Raw genomic sequence first — 22,495 nt, 5'->3', positions numbered from 1 at the left:
GGGGCTGATGCGTGCGGGGCCGGGTCCGGTCCGTGCCGGGCGGGGCTTTCACGTGCTTGTTCGTCCACAGCCCTTGAACTGGATTACGTAATTACGTAATCTGGCGGAATGGAACTGGAGCAGCGGGTCTCGGAGCTGGAGCGGCGGCTGGCGGCGCTCGTGCGCGACGGCCAGGATGCGCCGAGTCCGACCGAGGGTGACTTCTGGGCCCTGGACGGGCTGAAACAGCAGCTCGGCGGAGCGGGGGTCGTGGACGGCGGAGTGCTGTACACGGGCGCGGTACGGCTGCCGACGGGTGAGCGGTACGAGTGGCAGTACGGCGCACTGACCGAGCAGCTGCTGGATCCCGGGATACCGGTTGGCGAGGGCGCTGAGGGCGCTGAGGGCGCTGCGGGTGGCGGTGCGGGCGCCGACTGGTCGGACGCCGCCGAGTCGTTCGCCGCGCTCGGCCATCCGGTGCGGTTGCGGCTGCTCCGGGAGATCCTCGGCGGCCGGCGCACGGCCGCGGAGCTCGCCGCGCTCGACGAGACCGGCACCACAGGGCAGATCTACCACCATCTGCGTCAACTGACCGGCGCGGGCTGGCTGCACACGACGGGGCGGGGCGGTACGAGGTCCCCGGTGCCCGGGTGGTGCCACTGCTGGTGGCCCTCACGGCGGCCAGGCCCTGAGGACTTCTGCGACGAAACCGACACACATCAGGGGGAAGTCATGTCCGTCCGCAAAGCTCGCATGGTGCTGTACCGGGTCTCCTGGATCATCTTTTTCGTGATGGTGGTCATCAGCGTCCTCACCCGGCCGCCGTTCCCGTACTGGCTGACCTGGGTGCCTGCGGGCGTCGCGGTCGCCCTCGCCCTGACTGCGGGCCGCAGGGGCCGGGCCGCGGCGGCGAACCCGCGGGCCGCGGTGGAGGTCGAGCCACCGGTGACGGGGCGCTGGAGCGCGTTGAACAGCCCGGCGGACAAGGTGCCGAGCCACGGGGTACACGCCTACGGGCAGACGTACGCGATCGACGTCGTGGCCGATCCCGCCACCGGTGCGGGTGCTGGTGCTGGAGGTGGAGCCGCTTCCGGTGCTGTTCCCGGTGCCGGTGCCGGTGCTGGAGCCGGTTCCGCTACCGCTGCGGATGGACCAGGTGGTGCTGCCGGGGCGGGGCACGAGGGGGCGGCCGGGCTGGCGCGTCCGAAGTTCCGCAGCCTGTGGCCCGTGGCCCTGCGCAACCACCACTTCCCGGCCTTCGGGGCTCCGCTGCTCGCGGTGGCCGACGGCACGGTGGTGCACGCCTCGGACGGCCGGCGCGACCACCTCAGCCGGAATTCCCTGCCCGCGCTCGTCTACCTGATGCTGATCGAGGCATCCGTGCGGGACGTGCTCGGGGCAGGCGCCATCGTCGGGAACCACATCGTGCTCGACCTGGGCGACGGTACGTATGCCATGTACGCCCATCTGCGGCGCGGCTCGCTCAAGGTGCGGGCGGGGGACGCCGTCCGGGCCGGGCAGCCCCTCGCCGAGTGCGGAAACTCCGGGAATTCCACCGAACCACATGTGCATTTCCAGCTGATGGACGACCCGGACCTGGATGTGGCGGTCGGAATTCCGTTCACCTGGCGAGGGATAGGTGTTCCGGCGAACGGCGACGCATTCACTGTCGCCGAAGGTGTTCATGGAAGTGCCGGTACGCGGCAGGGAGGGGCTCAGGCTTTCTGAGCCCGGGCCGCCGCCCCCGGCAGCCGGGTGGCCAGGAGTGCGGCGAGGATCATGACGCCGGTGGCGCAGTAGAAGACCACGTCGGTCGAGGAGACGAAGGCGTGCAGCGCCTGCTGGTGGGCAGCGCCGGTCAGTTCACCGATGCCGCCGGCCGATCCGCCCGGTCCGCGGGCCGCGTACACCCGGCTCAGGACGGTGCCGAAGACGGACGCGCCCAGCGCGCTGCCGAGGGTCTGGAAGAAGCGGACCCCGGTGGTGGCCACGCCCAGCTGGTGGGCCGGGGCAGTGTCCTGGATCAGCTCGATGAGCTGCCCGACCAGCTGGCCGAAGCCCAGTCCCATCATCAGCATCGCGGCGCGCACGGTCCACAGGCTGGTGTCCGTCGAGAGGGTGGCCAGCAGGGCGAGGGCGGCGGAGGCGCAGACCGTGCCGCTGACGACGAAGGTCTTCTGCGACCAGCCGGCCGCAACGAGGCGCCCCGAGGCGAGACCGACCGCCGTCATGCCGAGTGCCATCGGGATCAGGAAGAGTCCGGCGGAGGAGGCGGCGACGCCTCGGACGACCTGGAGATAGATCATGACGTAGACGATCGACCCCATCATGGCGGCACCGACCAGCCCTTGGATGGCGAAGCCGGTCCGCATCGACCGGACGGTGAACAGGGAGAGCGGGAGGATCGGTTCGGCCGCGGTCGCCTGACGCCGGAGGAAGAGCCCGAGGGTGACGGCGACGGTGGCGAGCAGAGCGATGATCAGCGGGGAGGACCAGGCGTGGTCCTGACCGCCCCACTCGGTGACCAGGAGCAGTGAGGTGGAGAAGGCGGCGGCGAGACCGGCGCCGAGGAAGTCGATGCGGTGGCGCGTGGTGTGGGCGGGGAGCTTCAGCAGGGTGACGGCTCCGGCCAGTACCGCGATGCCGACCGGCAGGTTCACGTAGAAGATCCACCGCCACCCCGCGTGGTCGGAGAGGGTTCCGCCGATCCAGGGCCGAGCGCCATACCCGCGCCGGCGATGATCCCGCCCAAGTTGCCGCCGCCTTGGCTGCCGCTGCCGCTGCCTTTGCCGCCGCTGACGCCTGCGCCGTTGACGCCTGCGCCGCTCTTGGCGCTGTCGGAGGTGGTGCCCGGGCCGCCGTTCTTGCCGTCGGCCTGTCCCCTGGGGGTGGCGAGCTCGCGCAGAACGACCATCGTGACGCTCATCAGGCCGCCGCCGCCGATGCCCTGGAGGGCGCGAGCGGCGATCAGTTCTCCCATGGACTGGGCCATTCCGCACAGGGCCGATCCGGCCAGGAAGGTGGCGATCGCCGCGATGAAGACGTTCTTCGATCCGAGCGAGTCGCAGAGCTTCCCGTACAACGGGAGCGCGGCGGTCGCGGCGAGTTGATAGGCCGCGATCAGCCAGGGGATCCGGTCGAGACCGTGGACCGGATCGAGGTCGTGGACGATCGGCACGGTCGCCGAGGAAACGATGTTCGAGTCGAGCACCCCCAGCAGGATCGTGGTGATGCAGAGGACGAAGCCGATGGTGCGGCTCCGGCTGGTCGGTTGCTCGGTGGCGGCTGTGGACCGGGACGTGGTCATCGTTTCGGGCATGGCTGGGCTCCCCCTCCGGAGCGGCGTGACGCCGCTGTGGTCGGCCCTACTCTCCCGACATAAATGTACCCAGTCAAGTTTTAATCCAAGGAAAAGTTTCATCCTGGTACAGTGATGTCATGATCGAGGGGATGAGCCTGCGCGAGCGCAAGAAGGTCCAGACGCGACACCGTCTGCTGGCGGAGGCCATGAAGCTCTTCACCGAGCGCGGCTTCGACCAGGTCTCGGTCGCGGAGATCGCCGAGGCGGCCGACGTGTCGAAGATGACTGTCTTCAACTACTTCGACAGCAAAGAGGATCTGGTCTTCGCGCCGATGGAGGAGCACATCGGCGACGTCGCGCGGGTGGTGCGGGACCGGGCGCCCGGTGAGTCCGCGGTGGCCGGCGTGCGGCGCCACTTCCTGTCCGCCATCGAGGGACGGGACGCCTCGGTGGGCATGAGCGGTTCGTCGGTGGCGCTCGGGCTGCTTCAGCTGATTCAGCAGACGCCGACGCTGCTGACCCGGGCTCACGCCTTCTTCGTCCGCTCCTTCGACCAGCTCACCGATGTTCTGGTCGAGGAGGGCGAGGAGCCGGCCATCGCGCGCATCGCGGCCGCCCAGCTCATCGGCACCCGCAACGCCCTGATCACGGAGAACCACCGGCGCCTGCTGGCCGGCGAATCGGCCGACGCGATCGCGGCGGACGCCGTCGTGCTCGCCGAGCGGGGGTTCGGCCTGCTCGAAAAAGGGCTGGGCGACTACGCGACCAAGGCCGCCTGACCGCGCGCCCGGCCCGCGCTCCGGCGGGCCGCATGCCCCATCGGGGGCTTAACGCTTCAGTGGGCCGCCCGCCCCTTCGGTGGGCCTAACGCCTTCGGTGGGCCGCCCGCCCAGTTTGTGGGCTGCACGCCTCTCCGGGGCCGCACGCCCAGTCGGCGGGCCGCCCGCCCCATGGGGAGGCTGTACGCCCTCCGGGGCTGCACGCCCATCTCGGGCCTGTGGTCCCGAAGGGAAGGGCTCTGCTCTCCGGCTCCCCTCACACCTGCAGCCGTCCCAGCGGGCGTCGGGTGCGACACCGTAGGCTCGCCGTCATGCCGCCGTCCCAGAAGCGCGCCCGCCGCTACGACCCGGTCAGGACCCGCACCGCGGTTCTGGCGCAGTTCTCTCATGTCCGTAAAGCGGTGGGCGCCCTGACGCCCCAGCAGCTCGACGGGCCGAGCGGGCTCGGCGGCTGGACGGTGCGTGAGCTGGCCGTCCACCTGACCATGGCGCTCTCACATGTCAGCCGGAATCTGGAGCTTCCCGAACCGGCCCTGGCCAAGCCCGAGGTGACGCTCCTGGAGTGGCCGTTCTCGACTGCCGGGCGGGCCGCCCGGATCGCGGACGACACCGCCGCGCTGGCCGCCGGGTGCCCCGATGTGGACGCGCTGTACGGGGAGGTCGCCGACCGCTTCGAGGCCCTCGTCGCGGCGGCCTCCGAGGACCGGCTGCTCACCACCCGGGTCGGCGCGATGAGGCTCGGGGACTTCCTGGTCACCCGCACCGTGGAGCTCGTCGTCCACACGTACGACCTCAATGAGGCGGCCGGGCTGGACATCCCGTACGACCGGCAGGCGCTCGCCGCCTGTACCCGGTTGCTCGCCGACGCGCTGGCGGAGAAGGCGCCGGGCGGGTCGGTCGAGGTGCGGGTCCCGCCGTTCGCCGTCGTCCAGTGCGTCCAAGGCCCGAAACACACCCGCGGCACCCCGCCCAATGTCGTCGAGACCGATCCGGTCACCTGGCTCCGGCTGGCCACGGGGCGTACGCAGTGGGCGCAGGCGCTCGACGCGGCGAAGGTCAGCGCCAGCGGCGAGCGGGCGGACCTCGCCGCGCTGCTGCCCCTGATGGGGTGAAGGGAACCGGATCTGCCATGGCACCCGTCTCATGGCCATGTACCGACAACGTATGGCTGTCAGTGTCCTGACCCTCCTCACCCTCGCCGCCTGCGGCACGGAGTCGGGTTCCGGATCCGGCTCCGGCGACGGCAGCGGCACCGTACGGAGCACTCCACCCGTCACCGGCGTCCGCTGGGGTGTCGACTCGGTGACGGTCGGCGGGAATCGGTCCGCCGCCCCGGCAGGTGCCCATGTCGAGATCGGCACCAAGGGCCGGGCGAGCGGCAGCTACGGCTGCAACCGGTTCACCGCAGAAGTCCGCATCGACGGCGACGCACTCACCGTCGAACCGGGCACGACCACCGAAATAGGCTGCGAGAAGGACATCCAGCGGTTCGAGACCCTGATGTCCCGCGCCTTCAGCGGCAGGCTCACCGCCGCCGCCACGGACAAGAAACTCACCCTGACCACCGCGAAGGGCGACACCATCGCCCTCACCTCCCAGCCCCTGCCCCGCTCACCGGCACCGACTGGCGGATCACCACGCTCCTCTCGGGCTCGTCCGCCTCCTCCCTGCCCGCCGGTACGGAGAAGGCCGCCCGCATCGCCTTCGGCAGGGACGGCACCGTCCACGGCACCCTCGGCTGCAACAGTTTCCGCGGCAAGGCGGCCGTCAACGGCTCCGCCGTCACTTTCGGCCCGCTCGTCACCACCCGGAAGATGTGCCCGGACCCCGAGATGCGGCTGGAGCGCGCCCTGCGCCAGGTGCTCGACGGGAAGCACACGACCTACCGGATCGACCGGCGCACGCTGTCCCTCACCGCCCAGGGCGGCAAGGGACTCGGCGCCTCGGCCGCGGAGTAGGCGGAGTGGGCGGGGCAGGCGGAGTGGGCAGAGTGCCGGCTCCCGCTCAGGAGGTCGTCGGGTACTTCAGCAGACCGGCGTTCGTCCGCTCCCACGACGTGCGCAGCTCGGCCAGCAGCTCAGGTTCGGCGGCGGCCCGGTCGGCCTGCTCCCGCTGGTCGTGCGCCAGCTGGAACAGCTGGTCGGCCCCGCCCTTGCCCCGGTAGTACTTCCAGTCGCCCCGTCGCAGCGCACGCTCCCCGCGCACCCGCCAGAACAGGTCGCGCTCCTTCGGCTCCTCGCCCCGCAACAGGTATCCGGCGAGGCTGATGCCGTCCAGCGGGTATGCGGGGTCCGGCCGGGCGCCGCCGAGTTCCAGCAGCGTCGCCGTCCAGTCCGGCGAGAACAGCGGCAGGTCGCTCACCTGGTGCTGATCGATCCTGGCGGGCCAGCGCAGCACGGCCGGGACCCGGATGCCGCCCTCCTGGAGCGAGCTCTTGTTGCCGGAGAGGGGCCACTGGTACGAGAACCGCTCACCGCCGTTGTCGCTGGCGAAGAAGACCAGGGTGTCCTCCTCCTGACCGGACCGCTTCAGCGCCTTGAGCACCTCGCCCACCGAGCGGTCCAGGTCCTCGACCATCTGCTTGTACTTGGCGACCGAGCCCCCGTCGGCGTGGAACAGGCCGCCGAGGCCGCCCTCCTTGATCTTGCGGACGATCTCGGCGCTCTCGGCCGTGTCGCCTTCCGCGATCCAGGGCCAGTGCGGGGTGGTGAAGTTGAGGTTCAGGAGCCACGGCTTGTCGTGGTCGCGCTGTACGTACTCGCTCGCCCGCTCCGTGAGGATGCGGGTGTAGTAGCGCAGGTCCTTGTACTCGGCATCGCCCTCGTACAGGTCGTACTCGCCGCCGAGACCGAGCTTCGAGTAGTACTCCAGAGCTCCGCCGAAGTTGCCGAAGAACTCGTCCCAGCCGGACTTCGTCGGGCTGTAGTCCGGCAGGTAGCCGCAGTGCCACTTACCGATCAGCGCGGTCGCGTACCCGGCGCCGCGCAGCAGCGAGGCGAGAGTCGGGTGGGTGGGTTCGAGACCGACCGTGCGGTCTGCGATGGGCTCGGCCAGACCGCCCTTCGTGCGGCCCGGGTAGCGGCCGGTGTACAGGCTGAACCGGGTCGGCGAGCAGGTCGCGGATCCGGCGTAGGCGTCGGTGAACCGCACACCCTGCCGGCCGAGCCGGTCCAGGTTCGGGGTGCGGATGTCCGGCGACCCGTACGAGGAGAGGTCCGCCCAGCCGAGGTCGTCGCCGAGGATGAAGAGGATGTTGGGCCGCCGGGAGTGCCGGCCCCGGGCCGCCCGGAAGGGCTGCTCGCGGGCCGAGTCCGCCGGGGGCGCGGCAGCGGCGGGGGCCGCGGCGGCCAGCCCCGCGGCGGCGGTGGCGGCCGTCGCCCCGACGGCGGTCCCGAAGGCGCGCCGCGTCAGGGGAGTTCCGGAACCGTTGTTCGAGTCGCGAGAAGGCATGGCTGCTCCAGGGCAGGGCTCGGCCGCGGACGGCCGGCGAAGGCGAGGTGACCCGGCTCCGGCCGTGGCCGCGAGCCCGGACCGGTTACGGGTACGGAGGAGGGGGAGTCGGACGCGAGGGGAACACCGCACGGCAGGGCGGCCGGGACGGCGGGCTGCCAGGACGTCGAAACCCGGCAGTATCAACGGCCTCCGCTCCAGCACCCGGCAACAGCACCCGGCACCAGCCCTCTCCCCGCCCCCAGCCCCCAGCAGGCGTCAACGGCATCAGGAGGACAGGCGCCGCAGGAGGACAGACACCGGCCGAATCCGGCAGCCGTCAGCCGTCAGCCGTCAGCCATCAGCCATCGGAGACGAGAGGCGAGAGAAGAGCAGAGAACGGAGAGCTGAGGAGAAACGGATACAGAGAAAGTCCCTCAAAGCCCCTGCCCCTCACGGGCGCGCCGACGAAATCAGGCGCGGCGACAGAGGGCGCTCGACACACGTCCCAGATCGACGTGGCGGCGCTCCACGAGCGTGACCGTGCGGTCACCGAGGGGCTGCATGGGGCAGGAGCCTGCCAATGGGGCATGCGCCTGTCAACGCCGGTCTCGCAGAGCGGACGGCCGGAAGCGGGCGCGGGAACGCCCGGCCGAGCAGGCCACCCGAGAAGCAGGTACAACCGAGAAGCCGGTCAGCCGAGAAGCAGGTCAGCCGGGAAGCAGGTACAGCCGAGCAGGGACAGTCGCCGTGATGCGGGAACGATTGGGAACCGTTCCGCCGGGGTCGGGGAAGCTCCGTGCCGCCACGAGATGCCGCATACCGGTCGCTCCGGTGTGAGGCTCACCACGAAACGAGCGTTCGGCCACGCCCGCCTCGCGCTCCGCGACCCGGCTCAGCGAGTGCCGTCAGGCAGCCGGCCGGCGTCGCGGCCCCGTGTCCGGAACCAGTCGGTAACCCGCCGCTGATCCGGGCGACAACTGCCCTGCGGCCATGGTGGCGTCCCGCCAGCCACCGCGCGGTGTTCACTCCGGGTGATCGTTCGAGCCACTTCCGGAGGCCGTTGCGAGGGCGCTTCCCCCGCGCTCCGGCCGGGTGTCCCCATTCGGACCAGTGGTCGATCTCGCCTACACTCGGTGGCGTGCCTCGTGGTGATGGACGACTCAACCACGACCTGCTCCCCGGAGAGAAAGGCCCCCAGGACGCTTGTGGCGTCTTCGGTGTCTGGGCTCCGGGCGAAGAGGTCGCCAAGCTCACCTATTTCGGACTGTATGCCCTGCAGCACCGTGGACAGGAGTCCGCGGGCATCGCAGTGAGCAACGGGTCCCAGATCCTGGTCTTCAAGGACATGGGACTGGTCTCGCAGGTCTTCGACGAAACATCTCTGGGATCGCTCCAGGGTCATATCGCGGTCGGTCATGCCCGCTACTCCACCACCGGTGCCTCGGTGTGGGAGAACGCGCAGCCGACGTTCCGTGCCACCGCGCACGGCTCGATCGCCCTGGGTCACAACGGCAACCTGGTCAACACGGCTCAGCTCGCCGAGATGGTCGCCGACCTTCCGCGCAAGGACGGCCGTGCCACTCAGGTCGCCGCGACCAACGACACCGATCTGGTGACCGCGCTGCTCGCCGGCCAGACCGATGAAGACGGCAAGCCGCTCACCATCGAGGAGGCCGCCACAACGGTGCTCCCCGAGGTGAAGGGAGCCTTCTCCCTCGTCTTCATGGATGAGCACACCCTTTACGCCGCCCGCGACCCGCAGGGCATCCGCCCGCTGGTGCTCGGCCGGCTGGAGCGTGGCTGGGTGGTGGCCTCCGAGTCCGCCGCCCTCGACATCTGCGGCGCCAGCTTCGTCCGCGAGATCGAGCCGGGCGAACTCGTCGCCATCGACGAGAACGGCCTGCGCACCTCCCGGTTCGCGGAAGCGAAGCCCAAGGGCTGCGTCTTCGAGTACGTGTACCTGGCCCGCCCCGACACCGACATCGCCGGGCGGAACGTCTACCTCTCCCGCGTGGAGATGGGCCGCAAGCTGGCGGCGGAGGCCCCGGTCGATGCCGATCTGGTCATAGCGACGCCGGAATCCGGTACCCCCGCCGCAGTCGGTTACGCGGAGGCCAGTGGAATCCCGTTCGGCGTCGGGCTGGTCAAGAACGCCTACGTCGGCCGGACCTTCATCCAGCCTTCGCAGACCATCCGGCAGCTGGGCATCCGGCTCAAGCTGAACCCGCTCAAGGAAGTCATCAAGGGCAAGCGCCTGGTGGTCGTCGACGACTCGATCGTCCGCGGCAACACCCAGCGTGCGCTGGTCCGGATGCTCCGCGAGGCAGGCGCCGCCGAGATCCACATCCGGATCTCGTCCCCGCCGGTGAAGTGGCCGTGCTTCTTCGGCATCGACTTCGCGACCCGCGCCGAGCTGATCGCCAACGGCATGTCGGTCGACGAGATCGCCAAGTCGATGGGGGCCGACTCGCTCTCGTACATCTCGATCGACGCGATGATCGAGGCGACGACGATCGACAAGCCGAACCTGTGCCGCGCCTGCTTCGACGGCGAGTACCCGATGGACCTTCCGGACCCGGAGCTGCTCGGCAAGCAGCTGCTGGAGACCGAGCTGGCGGCAGGCCCTGCGGCGACCGCCGCGGCCGACGCGCTGCGGCGTCCGTGACCCGGACCGTCCGGCAGCCTTCCCACCAGCCCCGTATTTCCACACGAAAGATCCCAGGCAATGTCTGAGACAACAGGTGCTTCCTACGCGGCAGCGGGCGTCGACATCGAGGCCGGCGACCGCGCCGTCGAGCTGATGAAGGAGTGGGTGAAGAAGACGCAGCGCCCCGAGGTCGCGGGCCTCGGCGGCCTGGGCGGCTTCGCCGGACTCTTCGACGCCTCGGCCCTCAAGCGCTACGAGCGTCCGCTGCTCGCCTCCGCCACGGACGGCGTCGGCACCAAGGTCGACCTCGCCCGCCAGATGGGCGTGTACGACACGATCGGCCACGACCTCGTCGGCATGGTCGTGGACGACCTGGTCGTCTGCGGCGCCGAGCCGCTTTTCATGACCGACTACATCTGCGTCGGCAAGGTGCACCCCGAGCGTGTCGCGGCCATCGTGAAGGGCATCGCCGAAGGCTGTGTGCTGGCCGGCTGCGCCTTGGTCGGCGGCGAGACCGCCGAACACCCCGGTCTGCTCGGCCCGGACGACTTCGATGTCGCCGGCGCCGGTACGGGCGTGGTGGAGGCCGACCGCCTGCTGGGCCCGGACCGCATCCGCAAGGGCGACGCGGTCATCGCGATGGCGTCGTCCGGTCTTCACTCCAACGGGTACTCACTCGTCCGGCACGTCGTCTTCGACCGGGCCGGCTGGACGCTGGACCGTGAGGTCGAGGAGTTCGGCCGGACGCTCGGCGAGGAGCTGCTGGAGCCCACCAGGATCTACTCGCTGGACTGCCTGGCACTGACGCGTACGACCGAGGTGCACGGCTTCAGCCACGTCACCGGCGGCGGCCTGGCCAACAACCTCGCCCGGGTCATCCCGGACGGCCTGCACGCGACGGTGGACCGCTCCACCTGGACGCCCGGCGCGGTCTTCGACCTGGTGGGCAAGGCCGGTCAGGTCGAGCAGCTGGAGCTGGAGAAGACGCTGAACATGGGCGTCGGCATGATCGCGATCGTCCCGGCCGAATCGGCGGACGCGGCCCTGACGACCCTGGCCGACCGCGGGGTCGACTCCTGGATCGCGGGCGAGATCACGGACCGTGGCGCGCACGCGACGGGCGCGGAGCTCGTGGGCGGGTACGCGCGCTGAGCGCGGGCCCGGACGAGGGTCCAGGTCACCGGGCGGGCCGAACAGGTCCGCCCGGCCACCGGGCACAGTGCACCACACCGACCGTGAAGGCTCACTCCAGGACCGGGACAGCACAGAACCCGGTCCGGGGCAGGCCCGGACCGGGTTGATGTGTCAGCGCGAGGTCAAGCGCCGCGGCGCTGTGACGACGGACCGGACTGGCCGTCCTCGTCCTCGTCATCGTCGTCGTTGTACAGATCCGCGTACTGTGCGTACGGGTCATCTTCCTCGTCGTCGTCCTCGAACGGCTCTGCGTTCGGTGGCTGACTCGGAGGCGATGCGCCCAGCTCATTGGCCAGACGCGACAGGTCCGTCCCGCCGCTGCTGTACTTCAGCTGGCGGGCGACCTTGGTCTGCTTGGCCTTTGCCCGGCCGCGCCCCATGGCTCGACCCCCTCGGTGACGGGGCTCGACGGCCCCAGAGTCTTGACACGCGTTCATGTTTCAGGACGGACTCTCGGCAGAGAGACCGTGCCTGTAGAGCTTTAACGGTACCTGCTTCCGCGGCCATACGGTACGCCGCCCGCATCACGTGCCCCGGAAGAGGACCCGCGAAGAGCTCCGTCCTCGCTGGTCAACTGCGATTTTAACCTCTTCTGGGCGTGCGACCCGCCGACCGGGGTGAGGCATGTCTCGCCGGTCGGCGGGGTACAGCAGGCCGTGCGCAGCAGACGAACCGCGGCAAGGACCCCGGGGGCGGTCAGCGGCGGCGGGCGTCGGCCATCCGCTGCTCGGCGATCCGGTCGGCCGCGGCGGCCGGCGGAATGCCGTCTTCCTTCGCACGTGCGAATATGGCCAGCGTCGTGTCGAAGATCTTCGCGGCCTTCGCCCTGCACCGGTCGAAGTCGAAGCCGTGGAGCTCGTCGGCCACCTGGATGACACCGCCCGCGTTCACCACGTAGTCGGGTGCGTACAGGATCGAACGGTCCGCCAGGTCCTTCTCGACGCCGGGGTGCGCGAGCTGGTTGTTGGCCGCGCCGCACACCACCGAGGCGGTGAGCACCGGAACGGTCTCGTCACTCAGGGCGCCGCCGAGCGCGCACGGGGCGTAGATGTCCAGACCGTCGGTACGGATCAGCGCGCCGGTGTCCGCCGCCACGGCGACCTCCGGGTGCTTCTCGGTGATCCGCCGCACGGAGTCGTCCCGTACATCGGTGATCACGACCTCGGCGCCGTCCGACAGCAGGTGCTCGACGAGGTGGTGGCCGACCTTGCCGACTCCGGCGACCCCCACTTTCCGGCCACGCAGCGTCGGGTCGCCCCACAGGTGCTGGGCCGAGGCCCGCATGCCCTGGAAGACGCCGAACGCGGTGAGTACCGAGGAGTCGCCCGCGCCGCCGTTCCCGGGGGAGCGGCCGGTGGTCCAGCGGCACTCGCGGGCGACGACGTCCATGTCGGCGACGTACGTGCCGACGTCGCAGGCCGTCACGTAGCGACCACCGAGGGAGGCCACGAACCGGCCGTAAGCCAGCAGCAGTTCCTCGCTCTTGATCCGCTCCGGGTCGCCGATGATGACGGCCTTGCCGCCGCCGTGGTCGAGGCCGGCCATGGCGTTCTTGTACGACATGCCGCGCGCCAGGTTCAGCGCATCGGCGACGGCCGCCTCCTCGGAGGCGTACGGGTAGAAACGGGTACCGCCCAGGGCCGGGCCCAGGGCGGTGGAGTGGAGGGCGATGACAGCCTTGAGGCCGCTGGCCCGGTCCTGGCAGAGCACGACTTGTTCGTGGCCCCCTGCTCCGAACGGAACAGGGTGTGCAGTACGTCGACAGGCGCGCCGGTCACATCGGTCACTGTGGTGACTCCCAATTACGAAGCGGCGGAGAGACCCTCCTGAAGGTGGGGAGGGCCACGGACCGACCGACACGGACGGCCCGATGGGCAAGAGCTTAAGGCCGGGCGTCCCGCACGGCCGTAGATCTGAATCCGTGCCGGGGATCACCCCCCACAGGAGTACGGGCGTGACACGATCGCTGCATGTCGGTGGTGTCTTCGGTGCTCGTCCCTTACGCGTCCTACCTCCGGGTGTACGAGCCACTGGCGGCCTTCCCGGAGGCCGAACGTGCGCACTGGGCCCGCTATGCGGGCCGCGCCCTGATCCCTACGGCCCAGGACGAACTGCGCCGCTCGCTGGCCGATCTGGCGGCGACCCCACCGGTCGGCGTGCCGGCGCACGAGAGCGCCGACGCGTTCGTCGCCGAGGTGGACGGTGTGGTGTGCGTCTGTCCGTGGCGGACCCGGCTGCGGGGCTGGCTGGCGCTGGAGGAGCAGCCGGACATGTTCCCCGGGCCGGTGCTCGACGCGGCGCTGCCCCCGGTGGTGCGGGGGCAGGCCCTCGCCGACCACGAGCGGTGGTCGCAGCGCAATCCGGACGCGCGGCCGTGGATCAGGACGGCGGTGTGGCAGGTCCCGGTGCGCTGGTTCGTCCTCTTCGCGGACGAGGAGCGCGAGCACCGGGAGGCGGGTGAGGACGGTGAGCCGCCCGTGCTGCGGTACCGGACGCCGATGGTCCAGGCGCGCCGCCGGCTGGCGCGGGCGCTGAAGACGTTGCGCGAGGCGGTCGACGAGGGGCCGCTGACCGAGAGCCTGGTGGATGTCGGGCGCTGGCTGGAGGAGTTCCACCCGCGGGCGCTGGTCGAGCTGGACTACGGCGGGCTGGTGCACGCCCTGTCGGCGAAGCACCTCGCCGAGGACCGGAGCGCCGCCGATGTGGCCGAGGGCGTCTCCGCGCTGCAGGCCGGCGACTCCGACGGTGCGGGTGAGGCGTACGCGCGCCTCGCGGAGCGCTGGAAGTCCGTAAGGGACCGTCAGTTCGCGAACTGACAAGCCATGAACCTGCGTCCTGTGTGACACGTGAGGGTGAAGGGGCGCAACGGTACGGCTGTGGTCTTAGGACCTACGTCCCGAACCGGGCCTTTGCCTCAAGCGTGATGGATAGCACTTACGGGGCCCTTGCGCCCTTACCTACTCCTCGTGCCAAAATAGGACAAGGAGTCCGGGGAGGGCTCCGTCCGTCCATGTATGGGCGGAATGCTCGGCATTGCACTCTATGGGGGGTCTGATGACTCCTGATCGCTCTGTGACTGATCGTCACGGTGGCGTGACTGTCCGCTATGGCATGGTCCATCGGCTTCCGTCGCTGATGAACACCTGGGAGGGCAATTCCATCGGTTTGGCCGACGTGGCTGGACGGATGGTGTAGTTGTAGTGCCGAGGACAAGCCGTTCGTCCTATAACCGACTCGGCCCGCGTCCGCCATTTCGGGCAACGCGGGTCAAGGTGCAGAATTTAGAGGAAAGAACCGAGAATGTTCGGTTCTCCCGAGGAGGCCGCTCATGACCGCTCGCACCCCTGATGCCGAGCCGCTGCTGACCCCGGCTGAGGTTGCCACGATGTTCCGCGTGGACCCGAAGACGGTTACCCGTTGGGCCAAGGCAGGCAAGCTCACGTCCATCCGCACGCTCGGTGGACATCGCCGGTACCGCGAGGCAGAGGTCCGCGCACTGCTTGCGGGTATTCCGCAGCAGCGCAGCGAGGCCTGACAAACCCCTGCCGTCGCGTCACAACTGGGCTTTTGGGTCCCCCAACCCATCCAGCCCACCCATAGCTCCACATGACGGGCGTCCGCCCCAACGGACGCCGTACCCGTGTCATACGGGTGACGTCGTCAGATCGCGTTGGACTCCGCCGGGTCCAGCGCGATCTTTTTTTTGTGCACCCATGACCGGCGGTGATTCCCGCCGCTCCGCGTGCCTCCTTGCCCGTTCCGGCCAGTCAAAACCGAACGCGCGGTTGGCTCACGATGGGTCTCGTGTGAGCTTGCTCGGGTCTGTGCGGGACTGTGCACCCTCGTCCCGTGGAGGCGGGCCGAGACGGTTCGGGGGCTCCTGGGCGACTCCCGTCCGAGTGGTGCAATTGCACATATTAAATTCGCCAGTTGTAGGAAGGGCGTAAAGTACCCCCTTCTCAAAACTGATTCAGTGACTCCCGTCACACGGCATGTCCCTTGCCAAGTACCAGCGTGCCACTGCATGGAACGACGGCGGCGCGCCATTGGTCATGCGGCGGGGGGACCTTCGTCCTCCGTGCGCCGGGCCCGGGGCCGGTCGTCCGGGACCCGCCCTGGGCCTCCCGAGGGGGCGGTGTCGCGCCCGGACCGCACGGCGGGGGCTGCGAGGTCCGGTGCGGCTTGAGCCGGCGCACGCCCGCGCCGCGCCACCGGCGCCCCCGCAGTGGCCTCCCAGGGCTCAGTGGGCGGTTCGGGCGCCCTGGACGGCTCGTTGGGCGGTTCCGCGGCCGGGAGGGCGTCACGGGCTCCATGGCGAGCCGCAGCAGCCGGGCGCAGACCGCGCAGTGCCGGGTGAGGTGGCGGTAGCCGGTGGCGGCCGCCAGGTGAGCGCGCAGCAGCGCACGGATCTCGTGCCGGGGCGTCCTTCTGTGCGCCGCGGCCGGCTCGCGGGGGCCGGCCTGCTCCGACCGGGAACCCTCGTCCGTGGATGCCGTCATCCGCGCCACCTCCTGGTGGATGTGCGCTGGCCCGAGCCGGGAAAACAGGCGTAGCCCCTGTTTTCTGAGTACTCGTCGGCAGACACCGGAGTCAATACGCGCGAAAGCCCGGATCCAGGGGATCCGGGCTTTCGTTACTGCGGTCCTGACGGGATTTGAACCCGCGGCCTCCACCTTGACAGGGTGGCGAGCACTCCAAACTGCTCCACAGGACCTCGTTTTCGCGGCTGCCTTGCGGCTGGCTGCGAAGACAGACTGTACAGGAGGTCAGAGGGTGCGGTCGACCTCACTTCCGGTGGCTGAGCGGTTACGCAGCCACCGGCGGCGGCCTACGGGGCGGCAGCGTCGATCGCCTTCACGATCCGCTTGTCGGAGACGGGGAACGCGGTGCCCAGCGCGTGCGCGAAATAGCTGACGCGCAGCTCCTCGAGCATCCAGCGGATGTCCAGGACCTCCTGCGGAACGGGCCTGCCCTGCGGCAGCTGTTCCAGCAGCCAGGCGTACTCGTCCTGCATCTCGTGGACCTTCTCCATGCGCGTGGTGTCCCGCTGCACGTTCGTCGGCATCTGCTGCAGCCGGCGGTCCTCGGCCACCAGGTAGCGCATCAGGTCGGGCAGCCTGCGCAGCCCGGTCGCGGTGACGAACCCGGGCGGCACGAGACGGGCGAGGTGCTCCCGCGCATCGGTGACGTTGTTGATCAGCACCAGGCTGTTGGTGGCCTTCAGCCGTCGCTCGCACGCCTGCCAGGCCGCCAGGATCTGCTGCACCTGGCCGATCGTGCGGACAGTGAGGTCCACCAGGTCGGCGCGCACTTTGTCGTACAGCTTCCGGAACGACGCCTCGTCCCAGGCGGGGCCGCCGTGCGCGGCGATCAGGCGGTCGGCGGCGGCGGTCGCGCAGTCGTCGAAGAGCGCCTGGATGGAGCCGTGCGGATTGCGGGACAGGGCCAGCTTCTGCTGGTTCGTCAGCTTGTCCGAGGCGAACTTCGCCGGGTTCACCGGGATGTTCAGCAGGATCAGCTTCCGGGTGCCGCGCCACATCGCCTGCTGCTGCTCGGCCTCGGTGTCGAAGAGCCGTACGGCCACGGTCTCGCCCTGGTCCACGAGGGCCGGGTACGCCTTCACCGGCTGGCCCGCGCGCCGGGTCTCGAACACCCGGTCCAGCGTGCCGATCTTCCAGTCCGTGAGGCCCGAACGTTCGATGGACTCGCCCGAGGGCCCCGCGGTCTCCGCGGCGGCCTTGGAGAGGGCCTGGCGGGCCTTGGGGCGCAGCTGGATCTTCAGCGCCTCCAGGTCCTTGTCCTCGGCGACCTTGCGGCGGCGTTCGTCGACGATCCGGAAGGTGATCTTCAGGTGGTCCGGGATCCGGGTCAGGTCGAAGTCGGCTGCCGTGACCGGGACGCCGACCATCCGCTGCAGCTCACGCGCCAGGGTGAAAGGCAGTGGCTCCTGCAGGGGCACGGCCCGGTCCAGGAACTTGTCCGCGTAGTTGGGTGCGGGGACGTAGTGCCGGCGGATCGGCTTGGGCAGGGAGCGGATCAGCTCGGTGACCACTTCCTCGCGCAGGCCCGGGATCTGCCAGTCGAAGCCTTCCGAGGTGACCTGGTTGAGCACCTGGAGCGGGATGTGGACGGTCACGCCGTCGGCGTCCGCACCGGGTTCGAACTGGTACGTCACCCGGAATTTGAGCTTGCCCTGCCGCCAGGAGTCCGGGTAGTCGTCCTTGGTGACGGTCCCGGCCTTCTCGTTGATGAGCATCGAGCGCTCGAAGTCCAGCGCGTCCGGCTCGTCGCGGCGCTTGTGCTTCCACCAGGAGTCGAAGTGCGCACCCGAGACGACGTGCTCCGGGATCCGCTGGTCGTAGAAGTCGAAGAGCGTCTCGTCGTCCACGAGGATGTCGCGGCGCCGGGCGCGGTGCTCCAGCTCCTCGACCTCGCCGAGGAGTTTGCGGTTGTCGTGGAAGAACTGGTGGTGCGTGCGCCAGTCGCCCTCGACCAGGGCGTTACGGATGAAGAGGTCCCGTGAGGTCTCCTGGTCGATACGGCCGAAATTGATCTTGCGCTGGGCCACGATCGGTACGCCGTACAGCGTGACCCGCTCGTACGCCATCACGGCCGCCTGGTCCTTCTCCCAGTGCGGTTCGCTGTAGGTGCGCTTCAGGAGGTGCGCGGCCAGCGGTTCGATCCACTCCGGCTCGACCCGGGCATTGACCCGCGCCCACAGCCGGGACGTCTCCACCAGCTCGGCCGACATCACGAAACGCGGCTGCTTCTTGAAGAGCGCCGAGCCCGGGAAGATCGCGAACTTGGCGCTGCGGGCGCCCAGGTACTCGTTCTTCTCGGTGTCCTTCAGCCCGATGTGCGACAGCAGACCGGCGAGCAGCGAGGTGTGCACCGACTGCTCGGGAGCGGCAGCACCCGTCGAGGACTCCTCGACATCGAGGCCCATCTGCTTGGCGACCGTACGGAGCTGCGCGTAGATGTCCTGCCATTCGCGGATGCGCAGGAAGTTCAGGTACTCCTGCTTGCACATCCGGCGGAAGCTGGAGGAGCCGCGCTCCTTCTGCTGCTCGCGGACGTAGCGCCACAGGTTCAGGAACGCCAGGAAGTCGGACGTCTCGTCCTTGAACCTGGCGTGCTGCTGATCGGCCTGCGTCTGCTTCTCGGACGGCCGCTCGCGCGGGTCCTGGATGGAGAGCGCGGCGGCGATGACCATGACCTCGCGGACGCAGCCGTTGCGGTCGGCCTCGATGACCATCCGGGCGAGGCGCGGGTCCACCGGCAGCTGCGAGAGCTGCCGGCCGAGCGGGGTGAGCCGCTTCTTCGGATCCTTCTCCTCCGGGTCCAGCGCGCCCAGTTCCTGGAGGAGCTGCACGCCGTCGCGGATGTTGCGGTGGTCCGGCGGGTCGATGAAGGGGAACTTCTCGATGTCGCCCAGGCCGGCCGCGGTCATCTGCAGGATGACGGAGGCCAGGTTGGTCCGCAGGATCTCCGGGTCGGTGAACTCCGGGCGGGTCAGGAAGTCGTCCTCGGAGTACAGCCGGATGCAGATGCCGTCCGAGGTACGGCCGCAGCGGCCCTTGCGCTGGTTGGCGCTGGCCTGCGAGATCCGCTCGATCGGCAGCCGCTGGACCTTGGTGCGGTGGCTGTAGCGGGAGATGCGGGCGTTGCCCGGGTCGATCACGTACTTGATGCCGGGGACGGTCAGCGAGGTCTCGGCGACGTTGGTCGCGAGCACGACCCGGCGTCCCGTGTGGCGCTGGAACACCCGGTGCTGCTCGGCGTGCGACAGGCGTGCGTAGAGGGGGAGCACCTCGGTGTGTCTGAGGTTGCGTTTGCCCAGCGCGTCCGCGGTGTCGCGGATCTCCCGCTCCCCGGACAGGAAGACCAGCACATCGCCCGGTCCCTCCGACTGGAGCTCGTCGACGGCGTCGCAGATCGCGGTGATCTGGTCGCGGTCGGAGTCCTCGCTGTCCTCTTCGAGGAGCGGCCGGTAGCGCACGTCGACGGGATAGGTACGGCCGCTGACCTCGACGATCGGCGCCTCGCCGAAGTGGCGGGCGAAGCGCTCGGGGTCGATGGTCGCCGAGGTGATGACGACCTTCAGGTCCGGGCGCTTGGGCAGCAGCCGGGCCAGGTAGCCGAGCAGGAAGTCGATGTTCAGCGAACGCTCGTGGGCCTCGTCGATGATGATCGTGTCGTACGCGAGCAGCTCGCGGTCCGTCTGGATCTCGGCGAGCAGGATGCCGTCCGTCATCAGCTTGACGAAGGTCGCGTCCTGATTGACCTGGTCGGTGAAGCGGACCTTCCAGCCCACCGCCTCGCCCAGCGGGGTCTTCAGCTCCTCGGCGATGCGCTCGGCCACCGTGCGGGCCGCGATCCGGCGCGGCTGGGTGTGCCCGATCATGCCGCGGACGCCACGGCCCAGCTCCATACAGATCTTGGGGATCTGGGTGGTCTTGCCGGAGCCGGTCTCACCGGCGACGATCACGACCTGGTGGTCCCGTATCGCCTCCAGGATCTCGTCCTTCTTCTGGCTGACCGGCAGCTGTTCGGGGTACGTGAGGGCAGGCAGCCGCCCGGCCCGCAGCGCGAGCCGCCCGGCTGCCTTCGTGGCCTGGGCGGCGATCTCGTCCAGCACGCCTCGCTGGGCCTCGGGCTTACGAATGCGGCGCGCGCCTTCGAGACGACGGCCGAGCCGGTGGGCGTCGCGCAGCGAGAGCTGCCCGAGCTGGGACTGGAGATCGGCAAAGGAAGTAGACATACGGGTTCCAGGATCTCACCCGGGCCCGAGGAACGGCGAACCTATTTCGCGCGGGCTCGGTCACTCCGTCCGCACGGTGGGGGATGGCGCGGTCACAGCACGTACCATTCCGGACAGTTGATCTCCCTCGGCGCGACAGCCGCAGAGCAGCACAGGAAGGCCCGTAGCCGTGTCCCGTTCGCAGTGGTGCTGCCTGGTGGCGGCGCTCGCGGTCGCCCTGGGACTCTTCTGCGGACCATCGACGGCAGCCCCGACGGCAGCCTCGACGCCGGTCCCGACGGCAGCCCCGGCGGCGGCCGCGAAGCCCGCACCGGCGCCGGTCGCGGCCGCCGCCGCGGACGGCGGACACGGGGTGCCGGGCTGCAGGGGCGGGAAGCGCGACGGGACCGAGCCCGCAGTTCCCGGGCGGGCCCGGGCGGCTCATGACCAGGCGCCGGGCCTCGCCGAATGGGGCCTGCCCGTCGCCACCGGGCCGGGACCGGTCCGCCCGCCCGCTCCGACGGCGCAGCGCGGGCCCGACGCGGCCGCGCCGACCCCGGTGGAACTCTCCGTACTACGGGTGTAGACGGCCCGCGCCCCTCGGCCGTCCCCGCACCTCTCCCGCAGCACCAGCACGGAGTTCCGCATGCCCAGGTCCACGTCCAAGCCGTCCCCGCAGTCGCCCTCCCCGCAGTCGCCCTCCCCGAAGTCCAGGAAGCCGCTCGCCTACGGCGCCGGGATCGTCCTCGTCGCCGCACTGTTCGGCTACGTCTCCTACCGGGCCACCGCGCCCGATTCCGCCGGCTCCGGCTCCTCGGTGGTCGCCGATGTCACCGCGGACCCCGACGCCGGTGTCTACCCCGAGCTGGCGAAGCTGGCCCGCCGCGACGCCGGCGACCGGCTGGCACGGGGTCGGGCGGACGCGCCCGTCGTCCTCATCGAGTACGCCGACTTCAAGTGCGGCTACTGCGCGAAGTTCGCCCGCGACACCGAACCCGCTCTGGTGAAGAAGTACGTCGACAACGGCACCCTGCGCATCGAGTGGCGCAATTTCCCCATCTTCGGCGCCGAGTCCGAGGCCGCCGCGCGCGCCTCCTGGGCGGCGGGTCAGCAGGGCCGCTTCTGGCAGTTCCAGCACGCCGCGTACGCCGAAGGGGTCAAGGAGAAGGGGTTCGGCAAGGACCGGCTGAAGGCGCTCGCCCGACAGGCCGGGGTGGCCGACCTGGACCGCTTCGTGGCCGACACGGACGGTGCGGCGTCCGCGGCCGCGGTGAGCAAGGACCAGGAGCAGGGGTACGGCATCGGCGCGACGTCCACCCCGTCGTTCCTGATCAACGGCCGTCCGATCGCCGGCGCCCAGTCGGCGCAGACCTTCGCCCAGCTCATCGAGCAGGCGGCGGACCGGGCGAAGAACCTCGGCAACGCGGGCGGCGGCCCGGCGGACGCCAAGCCCTCCGAGGGCTCGCAGGGCTCCGGGCACCCGCAGAGCTCCCAAGGCACCCAGGACCCCCAGGGCTCTCCGCGCTCCCAGGACCCCCAGGGCTCCGCGAAGTGACGGCGGACATCGGCTACTTCGCCGCGCTGCTCGGCGGACTGCTGGCTCTGGTCAGCCCGTGCAGCGCCCTGCTGCTCCCCGCCTTCTTCGCGTACTCCATCGACTCCACGTCACGGCTGCTCGCCAGGACCGGGATCTTCTACGCGGGCCTGGCCACGACGCTCGTCCCGCTGGGCGCGGCGGGTTCGTACGCCGGGCGGCTCTTCTACAGCCACCGTGACGCCCTCGTCCTCGGCGCCGGCTGGCTCGTCATCGGGCTCGGCGCCGCCCAGATCGTCGGGCTCGGCTTCGCCTCGCGCCGGATGACGGCGCTCAGCGGCCGGATCCGCCCCACCACCGCCGCGTCCGTCTACGCGCTCGGTGCGGTCTACGGCCTGGCCGGCTTCTGTGCCGGACCGATCCTAGGGAGCGTGCTCACCGTCGCGGCGGTCAGCGGGAGCCCGGCGTACGGCGGACTGCTCCTCGCCGTCTACGCCCTGGGCATGGCGGTACCGCTCTTCCTCCTCGCGCTCCTGTGGGAACGCTTCGAGCTGGGCCGCCGGGCCTGGCTGCGCGGGCGGGTCCTGCGGCTCGGCCGGTTCGAGCTGCACACCACGACGCTGCTGTCGGGACTCTTCTTCATCGGCCTCGGTGCCATGTTCCTGGCGTACGACGGGACGACCGCGCTGCCCGGACTGCTGGACGTGGACCGGTCGTTCGCCGTCGAGCAATGGGCCAAGGGCGTCGGCGAGCGCGTGCCGGACGCGGTGCTGCTGGTCGCGGTGGTGGCAGTGGTGCTGCTGGTGCTCGGGGTACGGGCCGGCCGGCAGCGCCGCGCGGCCACCGCGGAGGCGCCGAACACCGTCGACGGGGAGGGCGCCTGACACGG

General features: G+C 70.2%; 16 protein-coding genes, 1 tRNA gene and 4 pseudogenes. 13 read left to right on the top strand and 8 right to left on the bottom strand.

Going from position 1 to position 22,495, the window contains the following annotated elements; genetic code table 11:
* Positions 1–108 precede the first annotated feature (108 nt).
* Together LNW71_RS14300 and LNW71_RS14295 are read left to right on the top strand one after the other, a co-directional pair.
* A pseudogene (locus LNW71_RS14300) lies at positions 109–671 on the top strand (ArsR/SmtB family transcription factor).
* A 40-nt stretch (positions 672–711) separates the two neighbouring features.
* A complete protein-coding gene (locus LNW71_RS14295; protein WP_250968584.1) occupies positions 712–1,707 on the top strand; it encodes a peptidoglycan DD-metalloendopeptidase family protein in 996 nt (331 codons plus the stop codon).
* Here LNW71_RS14295 and LNW71_RS14290 read toward each other — a convergent pair.
* Positions 1,695–3,298, bottom strand: a pseudogene (locus tag LNW71_RS14290) (MFS transporter). The gene LNW71_RS14295 and the pseudogene LNW71_RS14290 sit on opposite strands and share 13 nt — an antisense overlap.
* 119 nt (positions 3,299–3,417) lie before the next feature.
* On the opposite strand from LNW71_RS14290, the gene LNW71_RS14285 reads away from it, so the two are divergent.
* From LNW71_RS14285 to LNW71_RS36485, 4 genes and pseudogenes are all read left to right on the top strand, one after another.
* Positions 3,418–4,059 carry a TetR/AcrR family transcriptional regulator gene (locus tag LNW71_RS14285; RefSeq protein ID WP_250968583.1) on the top strand — a complete coding sequence of 214 codons (642 nt, stop codon included), beginning with the start codon at positions 3,418–3,420 and terminating at the stop codon, positions 4,057–4,059.
* 311 nt (positions 4,060–4,370) lie between these two features.
* The gene (locus LNW71_RS14280; protein WP_250968582.1) at positions 4,371–5,171 is read left to right on the top strand and encodes a maleylpyruvate isomerase family mycothiol-dependent enzyme; all 801 of its coding nucleotides are present in this window, start codon (positions 4,371–4,373) and stop codon (positions 5,169–5,171) included.
* Positions 5,172–5,202: 31 nt separating this feature from the next.
* Positions 5,203–5,586, top strand: a pseudogene (locus tag LNW71_RS36490) (META domain-containing protein); the annotation flags it as partial.
* On the top strand, positions 5,526–6,017 hold the full coding sequence (locus LNW71_RS36485; protein ID WP_308294566.1) for an META domain-containing protein: 492 nt from the start codon (positions 5,526–5,528) through the stop codon (positions 6,015–6,017). The pseudogene LNW71_RS36490 and the gene LNW71_RS36485, both read left to right, overlap by 61 nt.
* Positions 6,018–6,063: 46 nt before the next feature.
* Here LNW71_RS36485 and LNW71_RS14270 read toward each other — a convergent pair whose 3' ends face one another.
* Together LNW71_RS14270 and LNW71_RS36930 are read right to left on the bottom strand one after the other, a co-directional pair.
* Positions 6,064–7,509, bottom strand: a complete 1,446-nt coding sequence (locus LNW71_RS14270; RefSeq protein WP_250968581.1) for a sulfatase-like hydrolase/transferase — start codon at positions 7,507–7,509, stop codon at positions 6,064–6,066.
* Positions 7,510–7,961: 452 nt separating this feature from the next.
* Positions 7,962–8,054, bottom strand: coding sequence for a putative leader peptide (locus tag LNW71_RS36930; protein ID WP_365397685.1), 93 nt, complete (start codon positions 8,052–8,054; stop codon positions 7,962–7,964).
* Positions 8,055–8,629: 575 nt separating this feature from the next.
* On the opposite strand from LNW71_RS36930, the gene purF reads away from it, so the two are divergent.
* Together purF and purM are read left to right on the top strand one after the other, a co-directional pair.
* Complete coding sequence (gene purF, locus LNW71_RS14265; protein WP_250968580.1) at positions 8,630–10,156, top strand: amidophosphoribosyltransferase; 1,527 nt, start codon at positions 8,630–8,632, stop codon at positions 10,154–10,156.
* A gap of 60 nt (positions 10,157–10,216) precedes the next feature.
* Entirely contained in the window at positions 10,217–11,290 is a 1,074-nt protein-coding gene (gene purM, locus LNW71_RS14260) for a phosphoribosylformylglycinamidine cyclo-ligase (RefSeq protein ID WP_250968579.1), read from the top strand.
* Positions 11,291–11,454: 164 nt separating this feature from the next.
* Here the strand turns inward: purM and LNW71_RS14255 are convergent, their stop codons facing one another.
* Both LNW71_RS14255 and LNW71_RS14250 read right to left on the bottom strand, forming a co-directional pair.
* On the bottom strand, positions 11,455–11,712 hold the full coding sequence (locus LNW71_RS14255; RefSeq protein WP_250968578.1) for a DUF3073 domain-containing protein: 258 nt from the start codon (positions 11,710–11,712) through the stop codon (positions 11,455–11,457).
* Positions 11,713–12,028: 316 nt separating this feature from the next.
* Positions 12,029–13,119: pseudogene (locus LNW71_RS14250) on the bottom strand (Leu/Phe/Val dehydrogenase).
* Positions 13,120–13,302: 183 nt separating this feature from the next.
* Here LNW71_RS14250 and LNW71_RS14245 point away from each other — a divergent pair.
* A complete protein-coding gene (locus tag LNW71_RS14245; RefSeq protein WP_250968577.1) occupies positions 13,303–14,148 on the top strand; it encodes a hypothetical protein in 846 nt (281 codons plus the stop codon).
* A gap of 512 nt (positions 14,149–14,660) precedes the next feature.
* Entirely contained in the window at positions 14,661–14,867 is a 207-nt protein-coding gene (gene bldC / locus LNW71_RS14240) for a developmental transcriptional regulator BldC (RefSeq protein ID WP_003949541.1), read from the top strand.
* A gap of 448 nt (positions 14,868–15,315) precedes the next feature.
* Here the strand turns inward: bldC and LNW71_RS36925 are convergent, their stop codons facing one another.
* From LNW71_RS36925 to hrpA, 3 genes are all read right to left on the bottom strand, one after another.
* The gene (locus LNW71_RS36925; protein ID WP_374119411.1) at positions 15,316–15,831 is read right to left on the bottom strand and encodes a DUF6274 family protein; all 516 of its coding nucleotides are present in this window, start codon (positions 15,829–15,831) and stop codon (positions 15,316–15,318) included.
* A gap of 140 nt (positions 15,832–15,971) precedes the next feature.
* Positions 15,972–16,046 (bottom strand) — tRNA-Asp (locus LNW71_RS14230).
* Between the two features lie 114 nt (positions 16,047–16,160).
* The gene (gene hrpA, locus LNW71_RS14225; protein ID WP_250968576.1) at positions 16,161–20,093 is read right to left on the bottom strand and encodes an ATP-dependent RNA helicase HrpA; all 3,933 of its coding nucleotides are present in this window, start codon (positions 20,091–20,093) and stop codon (positions 16,161–16,163) included.
* Positions 20,094–20,262: 169 nt separating this feature from the next.
* Here hrpA and LNW71_RS14220 point away from each other — a divergent pair, with 169 nt between their 5' ends.
* From LNW71_RS14220 to LNW71_RS14210, 3 genes are read left to right on the top strand one after another with little or no spacing between them, the layout of a single operon-like run.
* A complete protein-coding gene (locus tag LNW71_RS14220) occupies positions 20,263–20,658 on the top strand; it encodes a hypothetical protein (protein WP_250968575.1) in 396 nt (131 codons plus the stop codon).
* A 60-nt stretch (positions 20,659–20,718) separates the two neighbouring features.
* Positions 20,719–21,627: a DsbA family protein gene (locus LNW71_RS14215; protein ID WP_250968574.1), complete on the top strand. Its 909-nt coding sequence runs from the start codon at positions 20,719–20,721 to the stop codon at positions 21,625–21,627.
* Positions 21,624–22,490, top strand: a complete 867-nt coding sequence (locus tag LNW71_RS14210) for a cytochrome c biogenesis CcdA family protein (RefSeq protein WP_250968573.1) — start codon at positions 21,624–21,626, stop codon at positions 22,488–22,490. The genes LNW71_RS14215 and LNW71_RS14210 overlap by 4 nt, the downstream gene beginning before the upstream one ends.
* The last annotated feature ends 5 nt before the right edge of the window (positions 22,491–22,495 follow it).

Source organism: Streptomyces sp. RKAG290, assembly GCF_023701695.1.
GTDB lineage: Bacteria > Actinomycetota > Actinomycetes > Streptomycetales > Streptomycetaceae > Streptomyces.
The sequence above is the reverse complement of the archived record's forward strand: the minus strand, read 5'-3'. Positions and strand labels throughout refer to the sequence as shown.

Coding starts and splice junctions, on each gene's coding strand:
- LNW71_RS36925 (WP_374119411.1), bottom strand. CDS start 15,831: ATGACGGCATCCACGGACGAGGGTTCCCGGTCGGAGCAGGCCGGCCCC.
- LNW71_RS36930 (WP_365397685.1), bottom strand. CDS start 8,054: ATGCAGCCCCTCGGTGACCGCACGGTCACGCTCGTGGAGCGCCGCCAC.
- LNW71_RS14280 (WP_250968582.1), top strand. CDS start 4,371: ATGCCGCCGTCCCAGAAGCGCGCCCGCCGCTACGACCCGGTCAGGACC.
- LNW71_RS14270 (WP_250968581.1), bottom strand. CDS start 7,509: ATGCCTTCTCGCGACTCGAACAACGGTTCCGGAACTCCCCTGACGCGG.
- hrpA (WP_250968576.1), bottom strand. CDS start 20,093: ATGTCTACTTCCTTTGCCGATCTCCAGTCCCAGCTCGGGCAGCTCTCG.
- LNW71_RS14245 (WP_250968577.1), top strand. CDS start 13,303: ATGTCGGTGGTGTCTTCGGTGCTCGTCCCTTACGCGTCCTACCTCCGG.
- LNW71_RS14285 (WP_250968583.1), top strand. CDS start 3,418: ATGATCGAGGGGATGAGCCTGCGCGAGCGCAAGAAGGTCCAGACGCGA.
- LNW71_RS14295 (WP_250968584.1), top strand. CDS start 712: ATGTCCGTCCGCAAAGCTCGCATGGTGCTGTACCGGGTCTCCTGGATC.
- LNW71_RS14215 (WP_250968574.1), top strand. CDS start 20,719: ATGCCCAGGTCCACGTCCAAGCCGTCCCCGCAGTCGCCCTCCCCGCAG.
- purM (WP_250968579.1), top strand. CDS start 10,217: ATGTCTGAGACAACAGGTGCTTCCTACGCGGCAGCGGGCGTCGACATC.
- LNW71_RS14255 (WP_250968578.1), bottom strand. CDS start 11,712: ATGGGGCGCGGCCGGGCAAAGGCCAAGCAGACCAAGGTCGCCCGCCAG.
- bldC (WP_003949541.1), top strand. CDS start 14,661: ATGACCGCTCGCACCCCTGATGCCGAGCCGCTGCTGACCCCGGCTGAG.